This is a genomic window from Niastella caeni (assembly GCF_004834005.1).
In the GTDB taxonomy this organism is placed as follows: domain Bacteria; phylum Bacteroidota; class Bacteroidia; order Chitinophagales; family Chitinophagaceae; genus Niastella; species Niastella caeni.
The window spans coordinates 549,170-573,562 of the sequence record NZ_STFF01000002.1 but is presented as its reverse complement, the minus strand read 5'-3'; the positions used below and the strand labels follow the sequence as shown (position 1 = coordinate 573,562).

The 24,393-nt window shown below is 44.1% G+C and carries 9 protein-coding genes; all 9 read right to left on the bottom strand.

Annotation, left to right across the window (positions count from 1 at the left end):
- Positions 1-9 precede the first annotated feature (9 nt).
- On the bottom strand, positions 10-6,855 hold the full coding sequence (locus tag FAM09_RS09925; protein ID WP_136576937.1) for a LamG-like jellyroll fold domain-containing protein: 6,846 nt from the start codon (positions 6,853-6,855) through the stop codon (positions 10-12).
- 28 nt (positions 6,856-6,883) lie between these two features.
- A complete protein-coding gene (locus FAM09_RS09920; protein WP_136576936.1) occupies positions 6,884-9,622 on the bottom strand; it encodes an RICIN domain-containing protein in 2,739 nt (912 codons plus the stop codon).
- 35 nt (positions 9,623-9,657) lie between these two features.
- Positions 9,658-11,118: a glycosyl hydrolase family 28 protein gene (locus FAM09_RS09915; protein WP_208025526.1), complete on the bottom strand. Its 1,461-nt coding sequence runs from the start codon at positions 11,116-11,118 to the stop codon at positions 9,658-9,660.
- A gap of 38 nt (positions 11,119-11,156) precedes the next feature.
- The gene (locus FAM09_RS09910; RefSeq protein WP_136576935.1) at positions 11,157-11,825 is read right to left on the bottom strand and encodes a DUF4998 domain-containing protein; all 669 of its coding nucleotides are present in this window, start codon (positions 11,823-11,825) and stop codon (positions 11,157-11,159) included.
- Between the two features lie 94 nt (positions 11,826-11,919).
- Positions 11,920-13,119, bottom strand: coding sequence for a DUF4959 domain-containing protein (locus FAM09_RS09905; RefSeq protein ID WP_136576934.1), 1,200 nt, complete (start codon positions 13,117-13,119; stop codon positions 11,920-11,922).
- A gap of 28 nt (positions 13,120-13,147) precedes the next feature.
- Positions 13,148-15,181: a RagB/SusD family nutrient uptake outer membrane protein gene (locus FAM09_RS09900; RefSeq protein WP_208025525.1), complete on the bottom strand. Its 2,034-nt coding sequence runs from the start codon at positions 15,179-15,181 to the stop codon at positions 13,148-13,150.
- Positions 15,182-15,198: 17 nt separating this feature from the next.
- Entirely contained in the window at positions 15,199-18,414 is a 3,216-nt protein-coding gene (locus tag FAM09_RS09895) for a SusC/RagA family TonB-linked outer membrane protein (RefSeq protein WP_136576933.1), read from the bottom strand.
- A 256-nt stretch (positions 18,415-18,670) separates the two neighbouring features.
- Positions 18,671-19,738 (bottom strand): LacI family DNA-binding transcriptional regulator, encoded by a 1,068-nt coding sequence (locus FAM09_RS09890; RefSeq protein ID WP_136576932.1) that lies wholly within the window; start codon positions 19,736-19,738, stop codon positions 18,671-18,673.
- Between the two features lie 373 nt (positions 19,739-20,111).
- Positions 20,112-24,326: a hybrid sensor histidine kinase/response regulator transcription factor gene (locus FAM09_RS09885; protein WP_136576931.1), complete on the bottom strand. Its 4,215-nt coding sequence runs from the start codon at positions 24,324-24,326 to the stop codon at positions 20,112-20,114.
- Positions 24,327-24,393: the final 67 nt, after the last annotated feature.

Below are 24,393 nucleotides of genomic sequence, written 5' to 3'. Positions count from 1 at the left end.
GCAATTGCATTAAAGCTTCACGATCTTTTTGATAATGAGCCCTCCTCGGGCCTTTATCTGTAAATAATACATGCCTGCGGGTAATCCGCGAACCGGAATAGCTTCGGATGTACCTTTCACCAACAAAGTTTTTATCAGTGCTCCGTTCTGATCGTACATTTTTACAACAGTACCGGCTTCAACGCCACTTACCCGTATATTCAACTCTTCTGTAACAGGATTTGGATAAACAATGATCTTCCTGCTGCTTGCTTCCACTGATTCATTTTCTGCGTTGATGCGGGTAACCGATGCAGTACAATCACCCAGGTGATCGCCATGGTTTAAATGCGCCTGAACAGAAGAAGAGGCTACACAAATGGCATTGTTGTTATGACAGATCATCACCTTATCGTTGTTGTTGCCGCATCTTACATCGAGTGTATTCATAACAATGGCTGCAGTAGTTGTACATCCTTTACTGTCTGCCACCGTTAGGGAATAAGTACCTGCGGCACTTACACTAATGGATTGGGTACCTGCTCCATTGCTCCAGGAATACGTGTAAGGCGCCGTACCACCAGTAGCACTAGCCGTTACAGTAAGCGATGCGGGGCCATAGCCCATGTAAATGGTATTCTTAACATCTACTGCGGGGTTCATGGCATAAACATCAGGTATGGTTGCTGCCATCGAAGCATTCACGGTTACGATAGTTGCGGCAGTATCCACATTGCCATGAATGTCGGTTACTGTCCAGGTAATGGTCGATTGCCCGGCATTGAACACACCGCTGGCATCCGTTCCGATCCCGTTCCTGGCAGTAGCTCCGCTCACAGCATAACTTATCGAAGCAACGCCACAATTATCGGATGCAGTTAATGGCGGAACGCTGTAAGCGCCTGACTGGCTGTAACAGAAGAACTGACCGGCTGGTGCAGTAGCTGTGGGTTTTTGATCATCAATAACTGTTACCTGTGCTGTAGCAGTGCTGGAATGCCCATCTGCATCGGTACCTGTAAGTATTACTGTAATGGGAGAACCAATATCAGAACAGGTGAAGTTGGTTCTATCCAAACTCAAAGTCAATGCGCCTGCATAGCTTACCGAACCATCATCTACCTGTTGAGGCGTGATAGACGCATTGCCATTTGCATCAACTGCAATTTGAAGGTTCTTTGTTATTACGGTGGGCAGTTGATATACTGAGAGCTGTTGCGATACTGCCGTTGCAGCTTTGTAAATAGAATCTCCGCTTTGTGAGGCAGTGATGGTAGTGGTACCTCTTCCCACAATTCGAATAAGACCATTAACAATCATTGCTACAGTCGTATCTGAGCTGCTATATTTTACAGCAAGACCCGATGAAGCAATTGCACCAGCATTAAAATCATCATCTCCTACCTGTTTTTGTGAAAGGGCGTTAAAGGTGATGATTTGACTTCTTTTCATACTTTCTGCAATCTCCGCATCGCTTAAAGCCCTCTTGTAAATCTTAAATTCGTCAATTGAACCTTTAAACAGCGGATCATTAAACTGCGATTTACCCAGGTAGTTTAGCGAGGTGCCGGTGGTAGCGCCCGCAGGGGTAAGTTGCGAAGGCGTAATATTGACGTTGGTATTCGTACCAACCAAAGCTCCGTTGAGATACAGGCGGGCGGTATTGCCTGATTGAGTAACAGCCAGGTGAACCCAGGTGTTCAACGGAAAGGCATAGGGAGAACTTACGTTTAACTCTGTCCCTCCGTTTTTAATGGCATAACGAACAATTGATGACTTTGAGCCGTCTGAGTTAGTAACAGTTCCTGCCTGAACTGTCAGGAACATATATTGCGTAGTACTGTTACCTAAATCAAACACCCGCATCCAGTTGGCAAGGGCATCCATTTTCACCCAGGTGGAAACGGTAAAATCGGATAAAGAACTCACTATCCCGGTTGGCAGTGTAGCATAGGAAGCAGCCGTACCATTCAGTTTAAGTGAAGTTCCGTATTTCCCGGCGTCGCGGGCTGCTGTGGCTGCTAATGTTCCATGGATAGCACCCCAACTATCAACAGCACGTGTTCCGCTTGCTTCATCAAATTTCAGATACGTAAGCTGACCGGCATTCGGCAATGCCAGTACTTCTGTGCTCAGAGGCATTTCCCCTACACTATCAACTGCGGCAACCACATAGTAATAAATAGCTCCATTACTAACATTGGTATCAGTAAACCTGGTAGTATTCGCACTTCCGATAGCAGTATAAGGTCCGCCTGATGTAGTAGAACGCTTAATGCTATACGTAAGGTCCTGAATAGCATCCCATTCCAGGATATTTTCAGCATCACCTGAGGCAACAAGAACATTGCTTACCACATTATTCTGTACCGTTAACGTAATGGCTTGTGTACCCGGGATACCGCCATTGCTGGCGCCTATAACTACAGAGAAGGTGCCGTATTCGGTAGGTGTACCTGATATTACACCTGTAGTAGCATTTATGCTTAAGCCGGCAGGCAATCCTGTTGCGGTAAAATGGCTGTATGGCCTGTCAGTAATGGTATAGCTAAATGGCCTGCCCATTAAAGTACTGAGCTGAGTATTGGTAGTAATACCAACCAACAACGTTCTTGACTGTGATGCTGCGCCATAAATCTCATTCCCTTCCTGTGCAGCAGTAATGATTGTAGTTCCGGCAGATAAGATATGGACCGTTCCGTCTTCTATCGTTGCAACTGTGGTATCGGAACTGGTGAAAGTTACCGGAAGACCTGAAGAAGCAGTAGCCTCCAAATCAAAATCTGCATCACCCATTAATGTGGGAGCAAGGACATTGAAGGTAACCGTTTGGCCTACCATCATACTTTCTGCAACTTCCGAAGCAGGTAAAGCCCTCTTGTAAATCTTAAACTCATCAATAGAACCTTTAAAGAGCGGATCATTGAACTGCGATTTACCCAGATAGTTCAGCGAGGTGCCGGTAGTAGTGCCCGTAGGGGTAAGTTGTGAAGGATTAATATTGATGTTGAGTTTCGTAGCAACCAAAGCTCCGTTGATATACAGCTTGACTGTATCTGCCGATTGGGTAACCGCAAGGTGTACCCAGGTATTCAATGGAAAGGCATAGGGAGAAGTTACGCTTAACTCTGTTCCTCCGTTTTTAATTCCATATTTAACGGTTGATAACGTTACCCCATTCGCTGTAGTAGTTCCTCCCTGAACGGTAAAGTACATGTATTGGGTAGTACTGTTACCAAAATCAAACACCCGCATCCAGTTGGCAAGGGCATCCATTTTCACCCAGGCTGAAATGGTAAAATCAGTTACCGTACTCATGATTCCTGCGGGCAGTGTAGCATAAGAAGTGCTTGTCCCATCCAGCTTAAGTGCATTTCCTGTTTTCCCGGTATCACGTGTTGCTGTAGCTGCTAAAGTACCATACGTAGTTCCCCAGCTGCTGACACAACGGTTTCCGCTGGTTTCGTCAAATTTCAAATAAATCTTCCCTGCATTCCGCGATGCCAAAACCTCCTCACTGGTTGCTACACCATCCGGCGAAGCCACTATGTAGTAATAAGATGTTCCATTACTTACAGTGGTGTCGGCGAACGCTGTTGTGCTCACCGTGCCGATAGTGGTATAAGGCCCGCCTGGTGTAGTTGAACGTTTTATGTTATATGCAAAATTGGCGATAGGGTCCCATTCCAGGATGTTCTTTCCATCCGCCGCCGAAGCAGTCAGGCTTATCGGAACAGTTCCAACCGGCACAAAACGGAATGGGAAACTATAGGGAACCGGATCATTATTACTTCCAAGTACAGCAAGTATTTGATTGCCACTTTTATACCAGTACCCGTTTCCGGCATTTTGTGCCCGTTGAACTGCTTGCGAGGTACCGTTAGAGTAAATATTAAATGAATTGTAAGCGTCATTGTAGGCAATAACATTACGGCCAAATAAGGCATCCTCATAGATATAATTGCTAAATGCCGAAGGTGGTGCACTCAGACAGGTAATTTTATACCTGCCGTTTCCCTGCTTTTTCACATTCCACATTTGCACTAAGGGATTGGGATTGGGCACATCAAACAAAGGCTTGTTGGTCTCATTCCTGGTCCATAACGAATCGCTGGCAAGGGGTTTAATATAGTAATTCCCGTCAGCAAGTGTATTCGTAAAGTAATACATAGCCGCCTTATACCGTTCCATAGCATTCTCCAATATCGTAACGTAGTCATTCATCTGAAAAACTGTCGATTGCGGATTGTACAAGGACTGCACATAGGTGATGCTATCGTTCAACTGTACTTTGGCCGCTACCGGAAATTTACCTCCTTCAACGGTTGCACTCGTTTGGGTGGTATCGCGTAGTTTTATCGCCTCAGCTAACTTTTTAAGGTAAGCGGAGTCCATGTCTGATGCCGTAACGGGTTCTATTCTATAAATCTGATTAGGATTATCAAGCCATCTGTTCAGATTCATTGCGGCACCGTCTAAAGTACTTGAACTGGCAACCTCCAGCGCTTTCTGGCTTTGTTTTCCCACAATACTGAACGTTCCGTTCTCCCGGTCCTTAACAGACCATACCTGGGCTGAATCTGTAGCCGAATAAGTGCGCTGTTCGATGGCCGCACCATTGGCTATAGCATTGTTCACTACATCCATGGCTTTTCCACTCAGCAGATTTACAATCTTATAATCGGTACCGGATATAGGAGTTATTCTCCAATGCTGGTTACTTGAAGAAGAATAGGTATTTTGTCCCAACAAGGCCCCTTCGGCGGTTGAACTATTTTTAACCTCTACTGCTTTATTGCTATGAGTTACTATAATCCGGTATATCCCATTGAAACTATCGGAATTCAATACCTGCGGAACCGGCGGTGCTTCCGGAACACCTCCATCTCCTGGTGAATCAGCACTTGTGCCTGCAGCATTTACCGCACAAACCTTATAATAATAAGTTTGGCCATTGGCTACATTTTCATCCAGAAACGTATTTCCTGTAAGGCCTGTGGCAATGGTGGTATAAGTACCGTTTTCAGTGGCTGAGCGTTTAAGCGTATAGCTATCTGCCCCGAAAGAAGACAGCCAGCGAACACGCATCTGTTTATCTCCGGGATAGGCATATACAGAATGCGGAGCTTCGGGTGCAGTAACCACTCCACCCTGTCCGCCCGTAATGCTCACATTACTGAATGTAGCGGTATTTAAGGTACCATTAGCATTGGAACTTACCGCCAAACCAATATAAGCGTTGCCGGTAAAGCCTGTATACCTGCCCTCATGGGAGGCCGCCCAACTTGCCCCGTCCGGAGAATAATAAACGGCAACCATCTCACCTACCCGTTCAACTTTTACCCAATAAGGAATGCCAGTTATTGGCCTGGACGCTTTCTCATAATAAGAACCGCCCCTTAGTTCTGACCATCCATGCATAAACGCCTCGGCTTTCACCCCCGGAGTTACCGCTATCCATGCCCTTTGCGCTGAGGTAGGGGTCAGATCAGAACGGATCATTACCCCCGCCCTGGCATTAGAAGAACCCCCAATTGATTCCACTTTAGCGATGATGGAACAATTTCCTGCCAGCTCCTTATACACAAAGTGCAAAGCATCCGCTCCATGTGTCCAGATATCCCCACTTCCTTTTACCGTCCACACATTGTTATTGTAAGAACTGCTTCCGGCAGGGGATGCCGTGCCTATATCCAGCGACGTTAAGCCCCCTGCTCCAACTTTTGTCGGAACCGGAACAGTTTCCGTTTGCGGTGGAACAGTAGCCGTAGCGTTGTCTTCCGACTTATAAAACCAGGTGATGACCGGGTCAAAACGCCTGGGGATGGCATTTAGCAGTTTGTTCAGGTAAACTGAACTTTGCTTTTTGCGGATTACATAAGCCCCGTGAGCCAACGTCGGGCCAAACCTTCCCATATCCCAGGGAACTGTCACATCGTTTAAATAATAGGCATCAATAGTACCAAAAGGGACGAACGGGATGGGTATGCTTAAATTTTTCCTGGAAAAATATTCGGCATTGGCCAAAATCCGGTCCTCCAGGTCGGAATAAATGTCGATACCCTGTTTATAGAGCACTTCTGCAACGAAGGCCAGATTGTTCCAGGTGCCGTGGGCGTGTCCCTGGTCTCTTAAACTTTCTCCATTCTGCCCGTTGGGCAAGGTATTTTTAAGCCCGGTAGAAGCAATATATCTCGACAGGTAGACGATATGAGCCATTTTAGCAGGATCATCGGAAAAAGCCGCGATCACCGCTCCTGTGGCTAAACTCAGCGTACCTTTATTGGCCGGACCTAAAGCATAACCGCCACAACCTGAAGGCGGCCAGTACACGTTATTAAAGAGGTTTTTTACGGCTGCAGTATTTTCCGCTGTCCAGCCGCTCCAGGTTCCCCTCAGCATGGAGGCAGCGCCGCCATAGGCATAAGCGTAATCGCCCAAATCCAGGTTACCCAACTGCCCCCCAAACTGTGTTTGGGTAGTGGCCCAGGCTATTAAAATATCCCTCGCCTTTGCTGCATAGGCCTCATTATCCGTAAAATACCACATCAGCGATAAATTAAAGGCAGCCACCATATCGTTTCTCCATCGCCAAAGATTTAGATCCGGACTACGGGTAACCGTAGCAAAAGCCTGATAAGTGTAGGTCAACTGAGACTTGCCATCGGCTGCCAGAACATCGTAAGCCTGTTTCCAGGGATAATCACCGGCCTGGATATGCGCCTTCAGAATGTCGAGGTCAGACCTTGAAAGTGGAGCACCCGGATGCGTAAAGGTTTGCGCGCTTGCATGCGGGGAAAGGAAAAAAATGAAGAGGATCGCCCAAAGACGGCTAAGCATGCTGATCTTTGGTAAAGCTGTTAAAAATTTACTCATATGGCTCGTTTCGGTAAGGTTAAAGAAATTATTCTTTTATGATCTTTTCGGTTATAGTTTTGATTCCATTACTCACCTCCAGCAAGTATACACCTGAAGGCAGTTTCCCTGTGGAAAGTTGGTATTGACTGCCTTTTATTTTCAACCTGTAGAGCATTTTGCCGGAAACATCACTTAATCTAAGTGTAGCTCCACCGGCAAAGCCATTTTGCAACTGAAGCACTAATTGGTTGCTGACCGGGTTGGGATACAGCACTACATCTTTGGTTGATACAGGCGTTTGGGCTTCACCACTGCTTTCGGTTTTTCTTGCATTAGATTCATTGTTTGCGGGCACCAGTTTCCATTGCTTGTTGTAGGCGCCATTCCAGGTCCATTGTTGCACATTGGCGCCATCGGCTGTAGAACCGCTGGCTACTTCCAACACTTTTCCACTATGCACAGCCGTTATGCGGAAGTAATTGCTGTCGGTAACCGTGAAGGTGAACTTCTGATTGTTGCCGCCGGTACTTTGCCAGATGTGAACATTGGCTCCATCGGCGGTGGAACCACTGGCAACATCGAGGTATTTTCCGCTTTGCACGCCAACAATGCTGTATTGACCATTACCAAGATCATTCACATTCCATTGCTGATTGGCCCCATTAAGCCAGGTCCATTGATGAACATTGGCGCCATTGGCGGTTGATTTATTGGCCACATCCAATACCTTACCACTGTTACGGTTGATGATGCGGTAAGTGCCGTTTGCGATAGCTCCACTTGTTACGGTTACGCTATCGTATGTAGCAGTGTTTACATTGGAACTGTTTGAGGAAACAGCCAGTCCAACGTAATAAGTGGCACCCATCGATACCGTAACAGGAGCACCTACAGTAAACCATGTTCTTCCATCTGTAGATTGATAGGCAGTAACTGTATTACCTGCTCTTTGCAAACGAAACCAGCCGGGAGCGCGGGTATATGCATTACCTGTTTGAAAACTCATGGAACCACCCGTAGTCGTTCGGCGTCCGGACCTTGCTTCGCGAACCCCTCCGTCGCCGAAAGTCATACTGAACGCGATGGCATTGGCAGCAAGCGATTCGCGCATCATGATGCCCGTTTTTTGTGCACCGCCGCCAGCCCAGGTATTGGCTGCAACCCTTACGGTAATCGAAGCGTCGCCCGTTACACTTTTGTATACGTAACTCAATCCATCTGCTGTACCACCGATGCCGGCGCCGGAACCACTCACTACAAAAGTTCCATTACTCACATTCGCATAACCGGCGGAGCCGGCAGTAGCAACCGTTCCAATATCCTGCCAGGCCCAGCCGGCGGGCAATGCGCCGGTAGCGGCTGGCGTTGCATTTACCTGTAAAGAATTGCTACTCGTTCCCGCCTGATTGATGGCAGATACCACATAGTAATAAGTGATGCCATTGGTTACACTATCATCCTGATACAAGGGGTGTGTGCCTGTGTAAGTAGACACAGTCGTATACGGCCCTCCACTCGATGTAGCCCGTAAAACATTATAACCTCTTGCGGTTGCAACAGGTGTCCATCTTAACCACACCCTTTTCACACTTGCTGTTGCTTTTAATCCCGTTGGCGCCGATGGTGCAGGCGATGCAGGATAAGGCGATGCCGTTGCATTGAGTGTATAACACAATGTGCCGAAACCGATATTATCATCATTCACAAATCCTTCCGGCCGGTTCACTTCTGCCATCGCTTTTACATGGGGAGCGCTCAGGCCTTTTCTTACCACATAATGGTTATAGATCATTTCCCAAATGGGCCGCTGTAATCTTCCCCGGCCAAAAGCGTTATATTCGGAAGGCCAATAGTTCTGCACGTTATCACAATTGTTATAAGTAGTATAAGGAACATCTTTCCACAGGTTGTATTTGGCTGTATATTCAGCTCCTGCCAGCAGGCGGTTATTGTCGTAACCATACATATCCTGCCCCTGGTTCCACGCTATCTGGCAAAAGCTGCCGAGCATGCCCACCCCTAACAGCGCATGCTCCTGGTCGCGGCCGGTCTCCTGCCACTGGGCCAAACCGCCCGGATGTACAAAAGGAATGGCCTTAGTGATGTTGCCATTGCCTGCGCCGGATTTAAAATAAGTGATGGCTTCGTTAAACTTGGCTGTGTCATCGCACAAAACACCAATGCCTAAGATGGCGGTCATATTACAGATGTCCCAGTTAGCCCAGTAATGGCTGATACAGGCATTGTTGTGACGCGTTAAAAAATCATGGCAATTGGGATACAGGTAAGTGGTCATCATGCTTTTGAACTGATTAAAATCTGTTGATGACCAGTTAGGATACAGCCGCAGTATTTCGGCTGCTACTGCAAATTCATAAACGGCTATTCCCATTAACCCTGGAACATCCTGGCCACTCGGCACCTGGTTCACCGCATAAGCCCAGGCATTTAATATTCTTCGTGAGCAGGCTGCATAAGAAGTATCACCGGAGATGTACCAACGCAAAGCGTTGAGATAAGCAGCCACTGCATCGGCCGATGCCCTTTGGCGGCTTTCTCCCATGTTGCCTCTTGCCGCAGCAGTGTATGTATTTTGCGCTTTTGGGTGAGCGATCAATGCGTTCCAGCTATCGATCCAGGGATGCGCCCCTGCTGCCACCTGTGCTTTCATCCGGTCCAGATCGGTTTGTGTGTGCAAGCCGCCAGGATGCACAAAACTTTGTGCTGAGGCTGTAATGCTGTAAAAAAGCAACAGGAAAAATAACAAGTGTTTCGTCTGATTCATAGCAAGACTTTTGGTTTTAATGGTAATTGGTTATTTCACTTCTTTGCACTCGTCAAAGGCTGTTTTACTGGTTGCGAATTTTTGAACGTTATATTTTTTGAGAATTCTCCTACTTTAATATTCGCCTCTTCAACGCTGTTGATCAGTTTTCCGTTGATGCGAAGGTTTTCGAATGTCACATTCTGCACAAGATGATCTTTGTCTAAACCATTAATGATCGATGGAGAATTATTAAAGCCGTTATAACTTATGTTCTTAAAATAAATATTCTCTACTCCCCTGCCAGGAGCCGCATTGTATTTTTCGAAGAACGCGACCTTTAACTGAAGAAGCTTCCCTTCCTGAAAATTATCCACGCGGATATCTTCAAAGCGAACATTGCGCACCAGGTTCATGTCGGCTGCCTGGATGGCCATGCATCCCTCGGCAGACGGATCGTCTTCATCGAGCTCCAGCACCTCGATGTTCTTAAACAGTAAGTTCTCGATCACCTCACCTGTTTTTTCGGTATTACCGTGAACGCCGATGTTAATGGTATGCGCCACGTCGGCCCATAACGTTGAATTGGTAACCGAATAATTTTTCGCATCGCCATAAAACTCCCAGCGATGTGCATACACGGCGATACAATCGTCGGAATTGCGCATGAACACATCATCAACGGTAACATCGCTGCAACTCATAAAATCGAGCCCGTCGCTCCAGGGATTGGCGCTGAATGATTTCAAATTATTGATGGTAATATGATCCGACCCGCCGGCAAAAACAGTATAATGTTTTGGATTGACGACAATGATGCCATCTATCGTAACATTGCGTGAGTGCCTGATCTCTACCCCCCGCTGTGGCTGGTCGATAATTCCCCGCCCGGTGATGCGAACATTTTCCACCTTATCACACATTAATTTCCCTCTCACTATGGCGCCGCCGGCTATGTAAACCGTTTTACCCGAGGTAATGTTGAACGCATCACCGGGCAGGTCTTTCGGCACATGCACACCCGGACCGAAATACACCACATTGGGATCTTTGGGGTCGGGCCGGGAAGTTTCAATGGGATTGGCAAATACATGCAGGTTGTGCAGTTTATCGCCATCAAACTCTACTGAAATTTTCCGGGGTTCGGTTAAGGTAAAAGTGATGCTGTTGTCATTTAAAACCGGTTTTATTTCATAAGAGGCCGGACGGATCTTCACTGACTGCACATTCCCATTATTCTTTCGAACATATACTTCAACCGTTCCTGAAAAATCGAAATACACCATCGATGCATCCTGTGGTTTATCGAGATCCACTTTTACATTGTATTCATACAGGTCCTGCCATTCGCCGCCGGGCTTTCGCACTTTAACGGTGTAGTCATCATTGTGCATGGAATAAACAACTGCTTGCGGCGGAGGATAAGTAACAAGTTCCTGTGCTTTGCCCTGCACACAAAAAAACCATAGCAGCAACGAAAAAATAAATCGTTTTTTTTCCAACATATGAAACTTCATATCCTGATCGTTAGATATTTTTTTTAAGAAAAGTTAGCTCATCGTACCAAATATTGTGTAGCAAACGTGTCTATGCTTGTAGAATCAGGCCTGTAAATGGTTCTGTAAGTAAACTTTGATGTTTGATAATTAAATCCGGCCAATGCCGTTCTGCTGTCTTTAGCAGGAGTAATTACCATCACCGTATCACCTGTTGGGTTTTTAGGATACATTACCTCTGTTTGCACAGCAGTAGCCAAAGGTGCATCCCAATTGATAGTAGTGCTGTCTTTTGCTGCCGTGTATACCAGAGAAGTAATAAAACGATTGCCAAGCGTTTTGCGATAATTTTCTCCAAAAGATTTTCCTACTACATATACAGGGGTAGATTTATTTCCATCCACATCATAGCTATATACAGTGAAAGTGGTAATGCTTTCGGGCATTGGAAATGTTTGATCAAAAACATTTCCAGCCAGGCCTCCTTTTACTTCGTACACCAATGAATCCATTTTGTTGTTCCAAAAGATCTTAACTGCTGTGATCTTTGGGTCAGCATTAAACCTGCCAGTGATGCGAATCCTGTTCTTACCAGAGTACATTTTTACTGAGTCTAATTTTCCGGTATAAATGATCTCTCCATTTGCTGTGTACTTTTTGTAATCATCCCATTTTGTGCAGGATAATAATATTATGGCAGCCAGCAGCGCTGTAAGTAAAAACTTCATACTTGTATTTTTAATGAATTTTTCATGTTTGTTCTTCCGGAAGATGAACTACAGTTGCATTAATAGATAATACAACTGTAGAAGTGATCATGCCTTACCGGTTATCGCCGTACACCTTTATTTCATTAATGCTTTGGGCAGTGCCGCCGGCAAAGTTCTCAAGACATCGCACCCGAAGGAATCTTACTTTTGGGGCATTCAGATCAATATCCCAGTTAAAGCCGGCACTTGCCGTACTCTGATCTAATGCATTGTCTGTACCGATAGGAAGGCCGGAGGGTTTCACTACTTCGTATGTCCCTAATAACGTCCAGGAATTATCCAGTGCACCGGTTGCAGTAGGGTTGGTAGCGCCCCAGATCTCAAAACGCTTCATGGTACTTAAAAAATACCACCTGCTTCCTTCCGGATAAGGGCGAATCCAGATACGGCTTAGTTTACCAGTAATACCAAGGTCAAAAGAGATTATATGAGGAGCATTACCACCTTTTGCCTGATCGGTAAAACTTGTGTAAGGCCATCCCAAACGGTTATCCCAGGCATACTCCAGTTTTGCTCCGTTGGTCACCTGGGGTGCATCTCCCGGGAGTGTCAATGCTTTAAAGTTTGAAGGAGCGAATTGCACTTCATAGATAGGCGTTACATCTTTATAAACTGTATCTGTACTGTTTCCCCACCTGTCTTTTATAAAAAAGCCAATGCTTACCGTTACTGTGTCCATACCCCTGATCTTTGACAGGATATTTTTTTCATTGGTAAATACGCTCCAGTTATTGTTCGCCTCATACTCTTTAAACACATTTTTTGTGAGAACGACTATGCTGATATCTCCGCCTGTAGGATTGCCGGCAGCGATATTAAAACCTCCAAATGCATTAACGGCCTGCAGGCTCCTTAATACAGCGAAAATCGGCGCCTCAAGAGGTTTTATTTTCACTACCACTGGTTCTGATTGTGCGCCGCTACGGGATACAGCAAACAATTTTACTTCATGTTCCAATGTATCTGCAAAACCATCTACGATCAATGAATCTTCATAGTAAGAAGCCTTGATTTCAGCAGGCTTGCCGGAAGTAGGCGTAAATTCCGCTTTTACATAAAGTAAGTTCCTGTCGTTGGGCACCGTGTAAGTAATCCTGGCTTTACCGGGCCTGTTTTCAACCTGTACATTGGTTATACCGGCAGGAGCAGTTTTATCGGTATCGATAGGCTCCTTCACCACTTCTTTACCACACGATGCCAACAGCACTATTATTGTAACAGCAACCAATAAATGATTTATTATTCGGCTCATTTTTTTAGTTTTAAAAGTGAATTGGTTTTTACCATCCCGGGTTTTCTGCCAAAAAAGGATTCCGTCTTATGTCATAATTGCCAATAGGCCAGAAATAATCTCTTGGTGAAAGAAAACGCTGGCTAAAGATCACCCGTTCCTTATAATATGTATCTGCTGTTTTACCCAGAATATTCCAGCCGGTGATATCTTTATTCAACTCGTCGAAAGATTTTTTCCATCTGCGCAGATCCCATAATCGCTGTCCTTCAAAAGCCAGTTCAATGAGGCGTTCCCGGTGAATGATCTCTCTAAGGCCTGCCTGTGTACTGTATTTACCAGGATTGGTGGAATAATTGGTCCATGATTCTACCACTCCTTTTAAACCAGCCCGCTTTCTCACTTTATCTAAATAAGCGATTGCAGTGGCTGAAGCGGGTTCTGTTTCATTCAATGCTTCTGCATACAAAAGATACAGGTCAGCCAGGCGAATTTCCGGCCAGGGATATTGCTTGAAGGAAACAAGCGTGTTGCTCGATGATTCCCAGCTTACCAGTTTTTTGATGAAGTATCCCGTTTCGTTCCAATTCACAAAATGCCCAAACCCGGCTTTTTCTGTATTCTTTGCTTTTAAATAAAACGTGTTCCGGTCGTTACCCGTGGTAGTGCCGTCTTTCATATACCAAACGCCACCATCAAAACCCAGGTATGCATAATAGCGGGGCTCACGGTCAAAATTTAATCTTGCCGTTTGAAAACCTGGCTCAATGTAGTTTCTTTCAGCAGCGATAGATGTTCTTAACTTTTCGTAATCAGAAAAGTTAAGCGTCTTATCCTCATCAATAGGCACACCATTTTGGGTGTAAAACATTTTTACAATTTTTATTGGTGCGGCCCACACGCCCTTCAAGCTTCCACGGGTAGTAACCAGGTTACCGGTTTGCGAACGCTCGGTAGGCGGCATACACAGATCCTCATTCACAAAATAGCTTTGAGCACTGGCCCATACTACTTCACGATTCCATCTCGCGGTAACAGCATTTCTAATGCTTAACTGAAGTTTTGTGGTATCGGTAAGACCCAGGAAATCGGGTCCATACTCATACAAACTATTTCCATTACCCTCAGCTGATTGTATAGCTTCCAGCGCTGCATCCCTTGCTTTTTCCCATTTAGCATTATCGAAAGCCGGGTTAAACAACTGATGACCTTCGTTGTCAGTGAAGCCTGCATAATCAGTGTTGCCATTGAAAAGCGGACTTGCTGCCATTACCCACAATTTGGCTTTTACTGCCAAAGCGAAGGTCCCTGTTGCCCTTCCCAGTTCATTATTTTCATCTGCAATTCTTGGCGGCAGCTTTGCATAAGCTGAATCCAATAGCCCGGAAATGAAATTCACACAGGAATCAACCGGCATCCGCCTTGTATAAGAGCCTTCTACATCATCGGCCACGCCAATATTTTTGTTGATGATGGGAATAGGGCCATACATGCGGAGCAGGTAATAATGGTAGTACGCTTTTAAAAATTCTGCTTCTCCAATCCATCTTTCTCTTTCGGCAATAGAAATGTCAGGCACTTTACGCATGTCGTGCATATTCTCCAAAAAGATGTTACACTGCCGGATGGCTCTCCATATTTTGAAGTTATCCCGGTTCGTATTATTGCCTTTCCTTACACCGGCCCATTCGTCGAACAACGGAGCATCTTTGTTTTGCTGGCCACGGGCAATCCGGGATATAGGATGCCAGTGATCCTGTGCAGTTTCAGGAAGCCATATTTCATCCCCTGCCATAAAACCGGGATTGTACCAGCCATCCCCGCTTTTAGGCATGTACGAATAGAGTGTAAACAGGTATTTCTCTGCCTCGTTCCTTAATTTAAAAGCATGATCCAAAGTGGCCACGTTGTCGGGAACCACATCAAGATATTTTTTGCAGGAAGAAATGCCCAGGGCCAGTGCTGCAATGAAAATTGTTGTTCTTACAACTTTATTTTGCTGTACAAAACCATATATAAAACCATTCTTTTCAAGATGGTCAGTTAATTTTTTCCACTTCATGGTATAAAGACTTTTATTCATGATTTGAATGTGCTGAATTAAAAGTTTAGCTCTAATCCAAGACTATAAACAGATTGTACGGGATAGCCTAAACCATTTCCACCCATTTCCACATCCCATAGTTTGAAATTGCTTATGACAAAAAGATTGGTTGCCGATAAGTACACACGGCCACCTTCAATACCAACCGATTTTATTTTTCTAATGTTGTATCCCATGTCCACGCTTTTCAGGCGCAGGAAGTTGCCATTACGCATCCACCATGTGGACCTTTGCAGGTTTGGCTCTACTCTCCAGGGGCTTAATCGTGGCCAAAACGCATAAGGATTCTGATTGTCTTCGCTCCAATAATCATCGCTGATCACTTTCAACAGACCATTTTGATAGAGGTATTTGGTACCATTATCCGCCGTCTGAAAGAACGGTTGCATGGCTCTTGGATCGATAAAGAAAGAAGAACGTGCAGAACCCTGGAAATAAAAACTGAGATCAAGTCTTTTGTAACGCAATGAAGCGCCGAAGCCATAAATAATTTCCGGCTGTGTTGGATAGCCAATAGCTACCTGATCATCGCTGTTCACAACACCATCACCAGTAATGTCCCTGTATTTAATATCGCCGGCCAACAATCCCGCATCACCAAATTGAACGGGTGAATTCGCCACTTCTTTTTTATCGATAAATAATCTCTCCGCTATATATCCCCAGTTCTGTTTCAGCGAGTGGCCAACGGCAGACAGGTGTGTAAGGTCACTGTCATACTGAAGTTCATCAACTACCACTGCCTTGTTGGTAGCATAAGTAAATGTTCCCCTGATATTGGCGTACCAGCTTTTATTAAAAGCCTTTTCATACTTTAAAGAAAGGTCTATACCACGGCTCTCGGCTTTACCATAATTGGCAGATGGCACAGCCATTAAACCCATAGCACTTTCCACATTGCTTTTATTCAGTAAAATATGTGATCTGTTTTGTTTGAAAACGTCTGCGATCATCTCGAACGATCCAAACAGGTTGAGGTCTATACCAACGTTAATTTGCTTTGAACGTTCCCAGGTAATATTTGGATTGGCATATCTTGAAATAGAAACACCAGGCCTTGAATATCTGGGAGCACCATCGTCACGGCCGAAACTTGCACCATAACCGCCATCATTCAGGTTTACGTTGGAGAGATAAAAGAAGCGGTCGCCTACAGCACCAATCTGGTCGTTCCCAACAATACCATACGTAGCTCTGAACTTGAGGTCGCGGATCACTTTTTTCAGCGGATCAAAAAATTGTTCGTTAGAGATCCTGTAGCCGATACCGCCGCTCGGAAAAAATCCGTAACGATGACGCGAATCAAATCGTTCAGATCCATTATAGCCAAAATTGAATTCTGCCAAATAGCGGTCGTCATAGCCATAGGTAAAGCGACCTGATACACCATGATTTCTTTTAGGCAAAGAAGTATTAAGGTTTCCCCCATTTCCTGTTTCATAACTCGACATATAAGAAATGAGTGACGCTCCCACACGATGCATATCACGAAACAGGCGGTTGTAATCAATAGAACCTTCCAACCAGATCCTGGAGTCGATGTCTTTGCCTGTTTCTGAATAACCAAGATATTCGGAACCGGCAACACCTACGGAACCTGCTGAGCCATCGTTTAATGATATTATATTATAATCCTTGCCATCGCTATTTACCTGCGCTGCGTAATAAAAAGGATTGTAGTTCCTGCTTACCGAATAGAATGAAGTTCTTCTCAAATAAGCCATTGAGCGAAAGCTTAAACCTTTTGTAAGAAAGTCAAGCTTTTGCTTAAGCTCTATTTGCGGCTGTACATTAGATGATTTATAAGTACTATAGCCTTTTACCATTTCCGCATAGGGATTCACATACAGGTATTGGTTTAACGATCCGGATGGTATGGCTACCGCAGAACCAAATAAAGGATGCTCCAGATAAGGCATTTTTTCCCTCGGATAAACTGCCGGGAACATCACGGGGTTTGCTTTCAAGGCAAGGCCAAAAATATTACCGCCTCCGCCGATCGGACCATTATAATCGTCGAACTGGCCATACATACGTACAATTAACTCTGTACCTTTTGCAAGATAGAGGTTCACGTTAGATCGAAGTGAATACTTGGCAAGCCTGATATTGCTATTGAAATTATTGATAGGATCAACCTTCAATATGCCGTTGTCCCTGCCATAAGAAGCTGCTATGTGATAGGTAGCTTTTTGCGTACCACCATTAACACTTGTATAATAGTTTTGATTCACCGTGTACTTTCTAACCAACTTGTCTATCCAGTTATTGTTTGGATAAAGAGAAGGATCATCACCCGCAATGGTATGGTTTATTTTATTCTGCGTGTAAGGCACAATACCGGTTCCCGGGTTTCTTGTGGTGGCTGCCTCATTCGCGAGATTCATATAGGTAATATTATCTGCAAACGCAAAATTTCTGGCATTTGAAGATGCACGGGTTTCGCTTCTTACAAAAAATCTTGGCATTCCCTGTCGTCCCATTTTGGTATTGACAAGAACAACACCATTAGCTCCCCTGGCGCCATATACCGACGCGGCGGCGGCATCTTTTAATACAGAAAAGTCGGAGATATCATCGGCCTGTAAGCGGGCCATATCTGTAGGTGACGACTCCACCCCATCAATGAGAATAAGCGGTTCCTGCTTACCCGTACCAAACGTAGATAATCCCCTGATGTAAAATGTAGAGTTATCAGAACCGTTTCCGGGTTCACCACTTTGCTGGAAAGCGATCATACCCGCCACCTTTCCTGCAATGGCATTGGTCAGATTTCCGGTAGGCACCTGAAGGTCTTTTACATTCACAGTGGTTATAGAACTTACCAGGCTGGCCTTTTTACGGGTACCGCCAAACCCTATCACGGTCACATCGGAAAGATCATTGCTCTTTACCTTCAGGTGCAGATTGATCAAACCCTGGCCGTTGACCTTTACCTCCTGCGGCTCGTAACCGACCATTGAAAATACCAATACCCCATTGGAAGGAACGGTGATAACATATAAGCCACGGGCATCGGTTTGGGTGGCTTTTGTACCGTCTGATTTTAGAGAAATGGTGACGTTCTCAAGTGCAGAAGAATCGGAGCTGACCCTTCCGTGGACAGTAACCTGGTTTTGCTGTGAAAAACTCTGAAACGAAAACCAGAGAAATAGTAGCGAAAACAAAGCAACCTGCCCAATTTTTCTTAGAATGCTAAATTTTCTAAGCATAGCAGTTTTGGTTTTTGAAATGATTGTTATTATCTGTGTGTGATAAGGGAGAATGGCTGGTAACCTGAAATTTATTCACGTGCAAGTATAAAGGGCACCGCCCGGGAGGAGCAAAGTGCGTTTGGCGGCGTTTTTGGCCCGCAGTTAGTTTTTTTTTCATAATGGCAATTTTTAGAAGCAAAAAGATCGCTGTCAGGGCAAAACCCGTTTTTACCCTATTAGTTATTATCGATATTTTGGTTGATCACTTAATCAGTTAGTTGATTTTCATAGTTGAAGGTTCTGAGTGAACAATTTTCTTTTTCACTTTAGGATAAGTAGAATTTCTTACAATTAGTTTAACCGGCAACATTACCATTCTTCGTATTCTGCTCTCCCTTTCATTTGATAAAGCATTGAGCAATTGCCGAACTACTTCCTGTGCAATTTCTTCTATGGGTTGCGCTACTGCCGTGATGGATGGGGTAAATAAATTAAAGTGGGTGTTATCGTCAAAGCCTATTACCGCAATATCATCCGGTATTGCTAATCCCATATCTCTGATCGCCTGTAGCCCGCTTATGGCTAAATAATTGGTCGCGAAAATGATCGCATCAATTTTGTCATGCTGTTTAATGAACTCCTGTACCATTTCTGCGCTGAGCTCATGACTTAACTTGCTGGGAAGTTTTTGTACAACCGGCTGGCAGCCGCTTTCTTCAATTGCTTTGAGATACCCTTGCAGACGGGCATGCATCTGTGTTTGCTCCGAGTTCAATGTTAAGAACGCAATACCCGAAAAACCATTTTCAGAGAGATGTTTTACCGCCTGGTATGAGCCGGAAAAGTTATCAATGATCACCGTGCTGGTGTTAAGTGAAGGCAGGTAGCGGTCGAAAAGGATCACCGGTATATCATCATCCATGAGAGCCCTAATTTCCTCTTCTACGCCGGCAGGTGGCGCCATAATATATCCATCTACCTGCCGTTCCCTGAATACTTTTATCAGGGCTTTTGTTTTCTCCGTATCATTTTCGGTGCTCGCAAAGAATATTTTATACTTATGATTATATGCGATAGTTTCAATTCCCCTGGAAATGCAGGAGAAGAAAGGGTCGGAAATATCTTCTACCAGCATTCCTATAATGTGGGTTTTTCCTGTTCGTAAGCTTTTTGCTATCATGTTTGGCTGATAGCCTACCTCCTTTATATAATCCGATACCCTTTTCCGTACATCTTCACTGATCTTCTTTTCTTCCGCCTTGCCATTCAATACAAATGATATGGTGGTAGCTGAAAGATCAAGCGCTTTGGCTATGTCGTGTATGGAAATCTTCTTTTTCATTTGGCAAACAACCAGGATCTCTGTTATTTTTAGTTAATCGATTTAGTGATAGACTTAAAACAAAGAGCCGGATACAGCGGTCCTAAACCTGTGCATAAAGCTCCTTTTCTTATGCAATCGTTTTAAACCGGGGGTAAACCCGGTCTTAATAATTTTATACTGTAAAGCTATCAAGGTAAAACCAATTTTTCTGGAGATTCGGGAGGGGGGTAAACTCCCAATAAGGGGGGTGGAGACGCCAGGTCAAGAAGTTAATGAGTTGACAAGTTGGGATTCATTTTTTTTCAGGTTATCGGGATCCGCATTCCAAGTTTCAGGTTCCAGGTTTCAGGGCCTGCAACGCAGAAAATGATTTCCCGGTAGATAAATCCATTTAGTTGTCGGGGTTGAGTGATTCTTTATCTACCGTGTACTGCTTGCCATGGACCTGGCGGTACTTCTTTACATAGTCTGAAGGGTTCATGCCGAAAAGCTTGTTGAATTGCTCCCGGAAGTATTTAATATCCCTTATGCCAACGGTGTACGCGGTTTCTTTGATGCTGTAGTCGGAATTAATAAAAAGCTCTGCGGCTTTCCTGAGGCGGATCGACCGGATAAAAATATTTACCGGCTGGCCGGAGACGGATTTTATTTTACGGAGAAGGTTGGAATGGCTCATCCCCATTTCGTTGAGTAAAGTTTGAACACTAAAGTTCTTATCCTTTAAATGCTTTTCTACAATGGAAATGCATTTGTCTAAAAACTCCTTGTATTCGGGAGAAACCTTGAAATCGTTCTTGTTGAGCGTAATTTCGTTGAGAAAATATTTCTGAATCGTATTGCGATTCTTTAAAAGAGTGGTAACCCGTGCAACCAGCAATTTACTGTCAAATGGTTTTACAATATAATCATCCGCACCTCCTTCCACTCCCTGCAGCCTGAGTTCATCGGAGGTAGCACCGGTAAGTAAGATGACCGGGATATGGCTTAACTGCCCGTTTTCTTTAACCCGCTTGCAAAGTTCAATCCCACTCATCTCCTTCATGTGAATGTCGGAGATAATCAGGTCGGGTAAATACTTTTGAGCCCCAGCCAAACCAGCTTCGCCGTTTTCTGCCTGATATATTATATATGTGTCTTTAAACAGGCGCACAAGGTATTGCCTGATGGATTCATCATCATCTATAACCAGAATAGATTGTTTTTCGGACACCAGTTCCGTTAAGGGTTCTTCGCTTTCATTATCTTCCTTTATCTCAGCTTCTTCTTTCAGGGCTTCGAGCAACTGAGGTGCAGCTTCTGTTTCTGAAATAATAACTTCCGCACCAAAATGGTCTTTACCTTTTTGAAGACTTAATGTAAAAGTTGTTCCCTGCCCTTCCTCACTTTCGTAGGAAATCGTTCCGTAGTGCAGCTCTGTAAAATGTTTTACTAGGAAGAGCCCAATGCCAAAGCCTGCCCTGGAACTTGTTTTCGTTCTTTCTGCTTTATAAAATTTATCAAATAGTTTTTCCCCGGTTTCAGCTGGTATACCTGCCCCATTGTCTTCTACCTTAACAACAACATCCTCTGTTCCTTCTACAATAGAAAACCTGATACTTCCTTCAGTTGCTGTATATTTTAATGCATTTGAAAGAAGGTTATATAAAATGATCTCCAGCTTTTCCCGGTCGGCATAGATCGCTACATTCTTATTTGTGCAATCAAAAACATAATTGATGTGCTGTGTTTTTGCCTGTTGAATAAAACATAGATACACTTCGTACGCCACATCGTGAAGGTTGAGTTTAGATGGCTTTATTTTATCCAATCCACTCTCCGCCTTCCTGAATAAAAGCAATTGATCAACAAGACTGAGCATTCGCCTTGCATTGCGGTAAACAATGTTCAAATCACCCCGGTCTTTTTGTTCACCGGATCTTTTTTCCAACAGCTCTTTAACCGGATTAATAATTAATGTTAGTGGTGTTCTGAACTCATGAGAAATATTGGTGAAGAAAGAAATTTTCTTTTCATTGATCTCCCTTTCCTTTTCATTCAGGATCCTTTCTTTTTCCAATTCGGCATGTTCTCTTTCTCTTTCCGCTCTCTCCTTTTCCAGCTCCGCTTTCTCTGCCGCTAATTCGGCAAGGCTTCTTTCTTTTTCCGAGCGTTCATTTTCGGCATTCAGCTTTGCAATCTTTACTTCGTATTGCAGCCTGGTTTGTTTTGAACGGTATTGCAGGTAAAAATAAACAGCTGCGCCAATCATTACCGTATACATCAAATATGCCCACCAGGTCCTGTACCAGGGAGGCAGCACAATAATTTCGATCTGCACCTCATCCTTGTTCCATTGACCTTCGGCATTGGTATTTTTTACCCTGAAAGTGTACCTGCCTTCTGAAAGATGGCTATAAACTACTTTCCTTGTATTGCCGCAATAGCTCCAGTCTTTATCTGAACCCTGCATGTAATAAGCATATTGAATTTTATCGGGCGCCGAATATTCCAGCGCTGCAAACTCAAATGAAAGAACGGCTCTATTGTAAGGTACCTCGATGAGCTCGATACGATTGGCATTAGTTTGGATCGCGAGCGAAGAGTCTTTTTCAACAGACGTGTTGGCGATCTTTACATCCGTTAAAAAAATTTTCGGATTACCGCTTGCTGTGGTGATGCTTTCGGGGCGGAACAAAGAAAATCCCTTAATACCACCAAAAGCAAATTCGCCCGACCGTAATTTTAATGCAGCATGATAATTGAACTGGTTGCTTTGCAATCCATCGCCTTTATAATAGTTCTTAAATGTTTTGTTTTTAGGATTGAATTTGGCAATGCCATTAAAAGTGCTCATCCACAAATTACCCGCTGCATCTTCCAAAATGGTTAATATGGAATTGCTGCAAAGACCTTCATCTGTAGTATAACGGGTAATAATCTTTCCCTGCTTTCTGTCAAACAGGATCAAGCCCCCTCCTTCCGTACCTACCCAAAAATTATTTGAGCGGTCTTCCATTATAACACTGACAGGTTTACCAATATAATAAGAAACATGCTTTTTGCCTTCCCGATCAATTTTAACCAGGTGGTCTATGCCGCCTCCCCAGAAAATATGGTTCCTGTCTTCCTTCAATACATACAAATGCTTAAGCCTGTCATCGAACAATTCAAAAACTTTCTTCTGCCTGTTCAATTTAAACAGGCCGTATTGCTGGGTGCTCAGCCAGAATTTTTTATCAGCATCTTCAAGAAGGTTCGGGCCTATAGGATGAAAAATGAGCGCAGTGTTATCAGGGTCAACGCAGTTATAGTGTTCAAACTTCCCGTTGTTAAACCGGTTTACCCCCCCGCGATAAGTGGTCATCCAGAGGTTGTTTTGAAAATCCGATTGAATGTCGGTAACAAAATTGTCGCTTAATGAATATGGATCCCCATTGTCATGGCGATAATTGGTAAATTGGTTCAACCTTCTGTTCCAAATACTCAGGCCGCCACCATCCGTGCCAATCCATAGGTCATTGTTGGGTGCTTCGTAAAATGATAAAATATGATTGCTTATAAGCGTATTGGTTGTGGCAGGATTGGAAACAATATTTTGAAAACGCTCTTTATTGGGATCAATGACATTGATGCCGCCTCTTAAAGTGCCAATCCATTTTCTTGATTGCCTGTCAATCCAGATAGAATAAACAGCATTGCTTGATAAAGAATTAGGCTCTCTTGTGTTCGATAAAAATTGTGCTTCATCGGTCCCTGTATTCACGATAACAACACCGCCGCCATTGGTTGCAACCCACAATTCATTGTTTTTACTTGCCGTGATCCCTGCAACCGTATTGTAGTTTAATTTTTTGTTCGCTTCATTATAAACCTTGTCGAAGGAATTGGAGGCGATATTGTACCGGTACATCCCATTATTCGTTCCTATATATAAATAACCATTTGCGGCTTCAATACAATTGGCTGATTTGATGGTTGCATTTACCAATTTTGCTTTATTGGTTTTGTACTCATAAACATACAAGCCTTTATTGGAGACAAAGAGCCAAACATTTTTATCATTGCCTGCTTTAACAGAAGTCACATCATAAGGAAAATCGGCTTCGTTCTCTAATGGTATCCTGTAACCAACGCTTTCGCCTTTTTTATAAAAGATCAGGCCTTTGCCGGCAGTTGCAGCAAACATATTGCCCTGCAGGTCCGCTTCAATATCGTTTACGACCGAATGCAGCTGTTCCAGTTTTTTTTCGGCCGTATAATAATAAAGAAAGGAAAAATTGTTAGACAGACTTTGGTAAACACATGCCCCCTGCCTTGTGCCTATCCATAAATTTCCTTTTGCATCTTCATTGATGGTATTGATCCAATTGTTAATTAGAGTGCGGTTATTTTTTAAATTATTTCTAAAGATCTTGAATTCATATCCATCATAGCGGTTTAGTCCGTCATAGGTGCCAAACCACATAAAACCATTTTTGTCCTGGTAAATACATCTTACAAAATTGTTCGACAAGCCCTGGTCAATCCCAAGCCAGGCACTCACCGGATAGCCAGCAAAGGACGTATTCCAGGCAAGAAACTGAAAGACAACCACAAAACAGACAATTTTTTCAAAAAACGATTTCATATGACAGCGCAATTAGCAAATAAGGCATACTGCAATATAAGTGACCGCACGTAAAAACTTGTGAAAT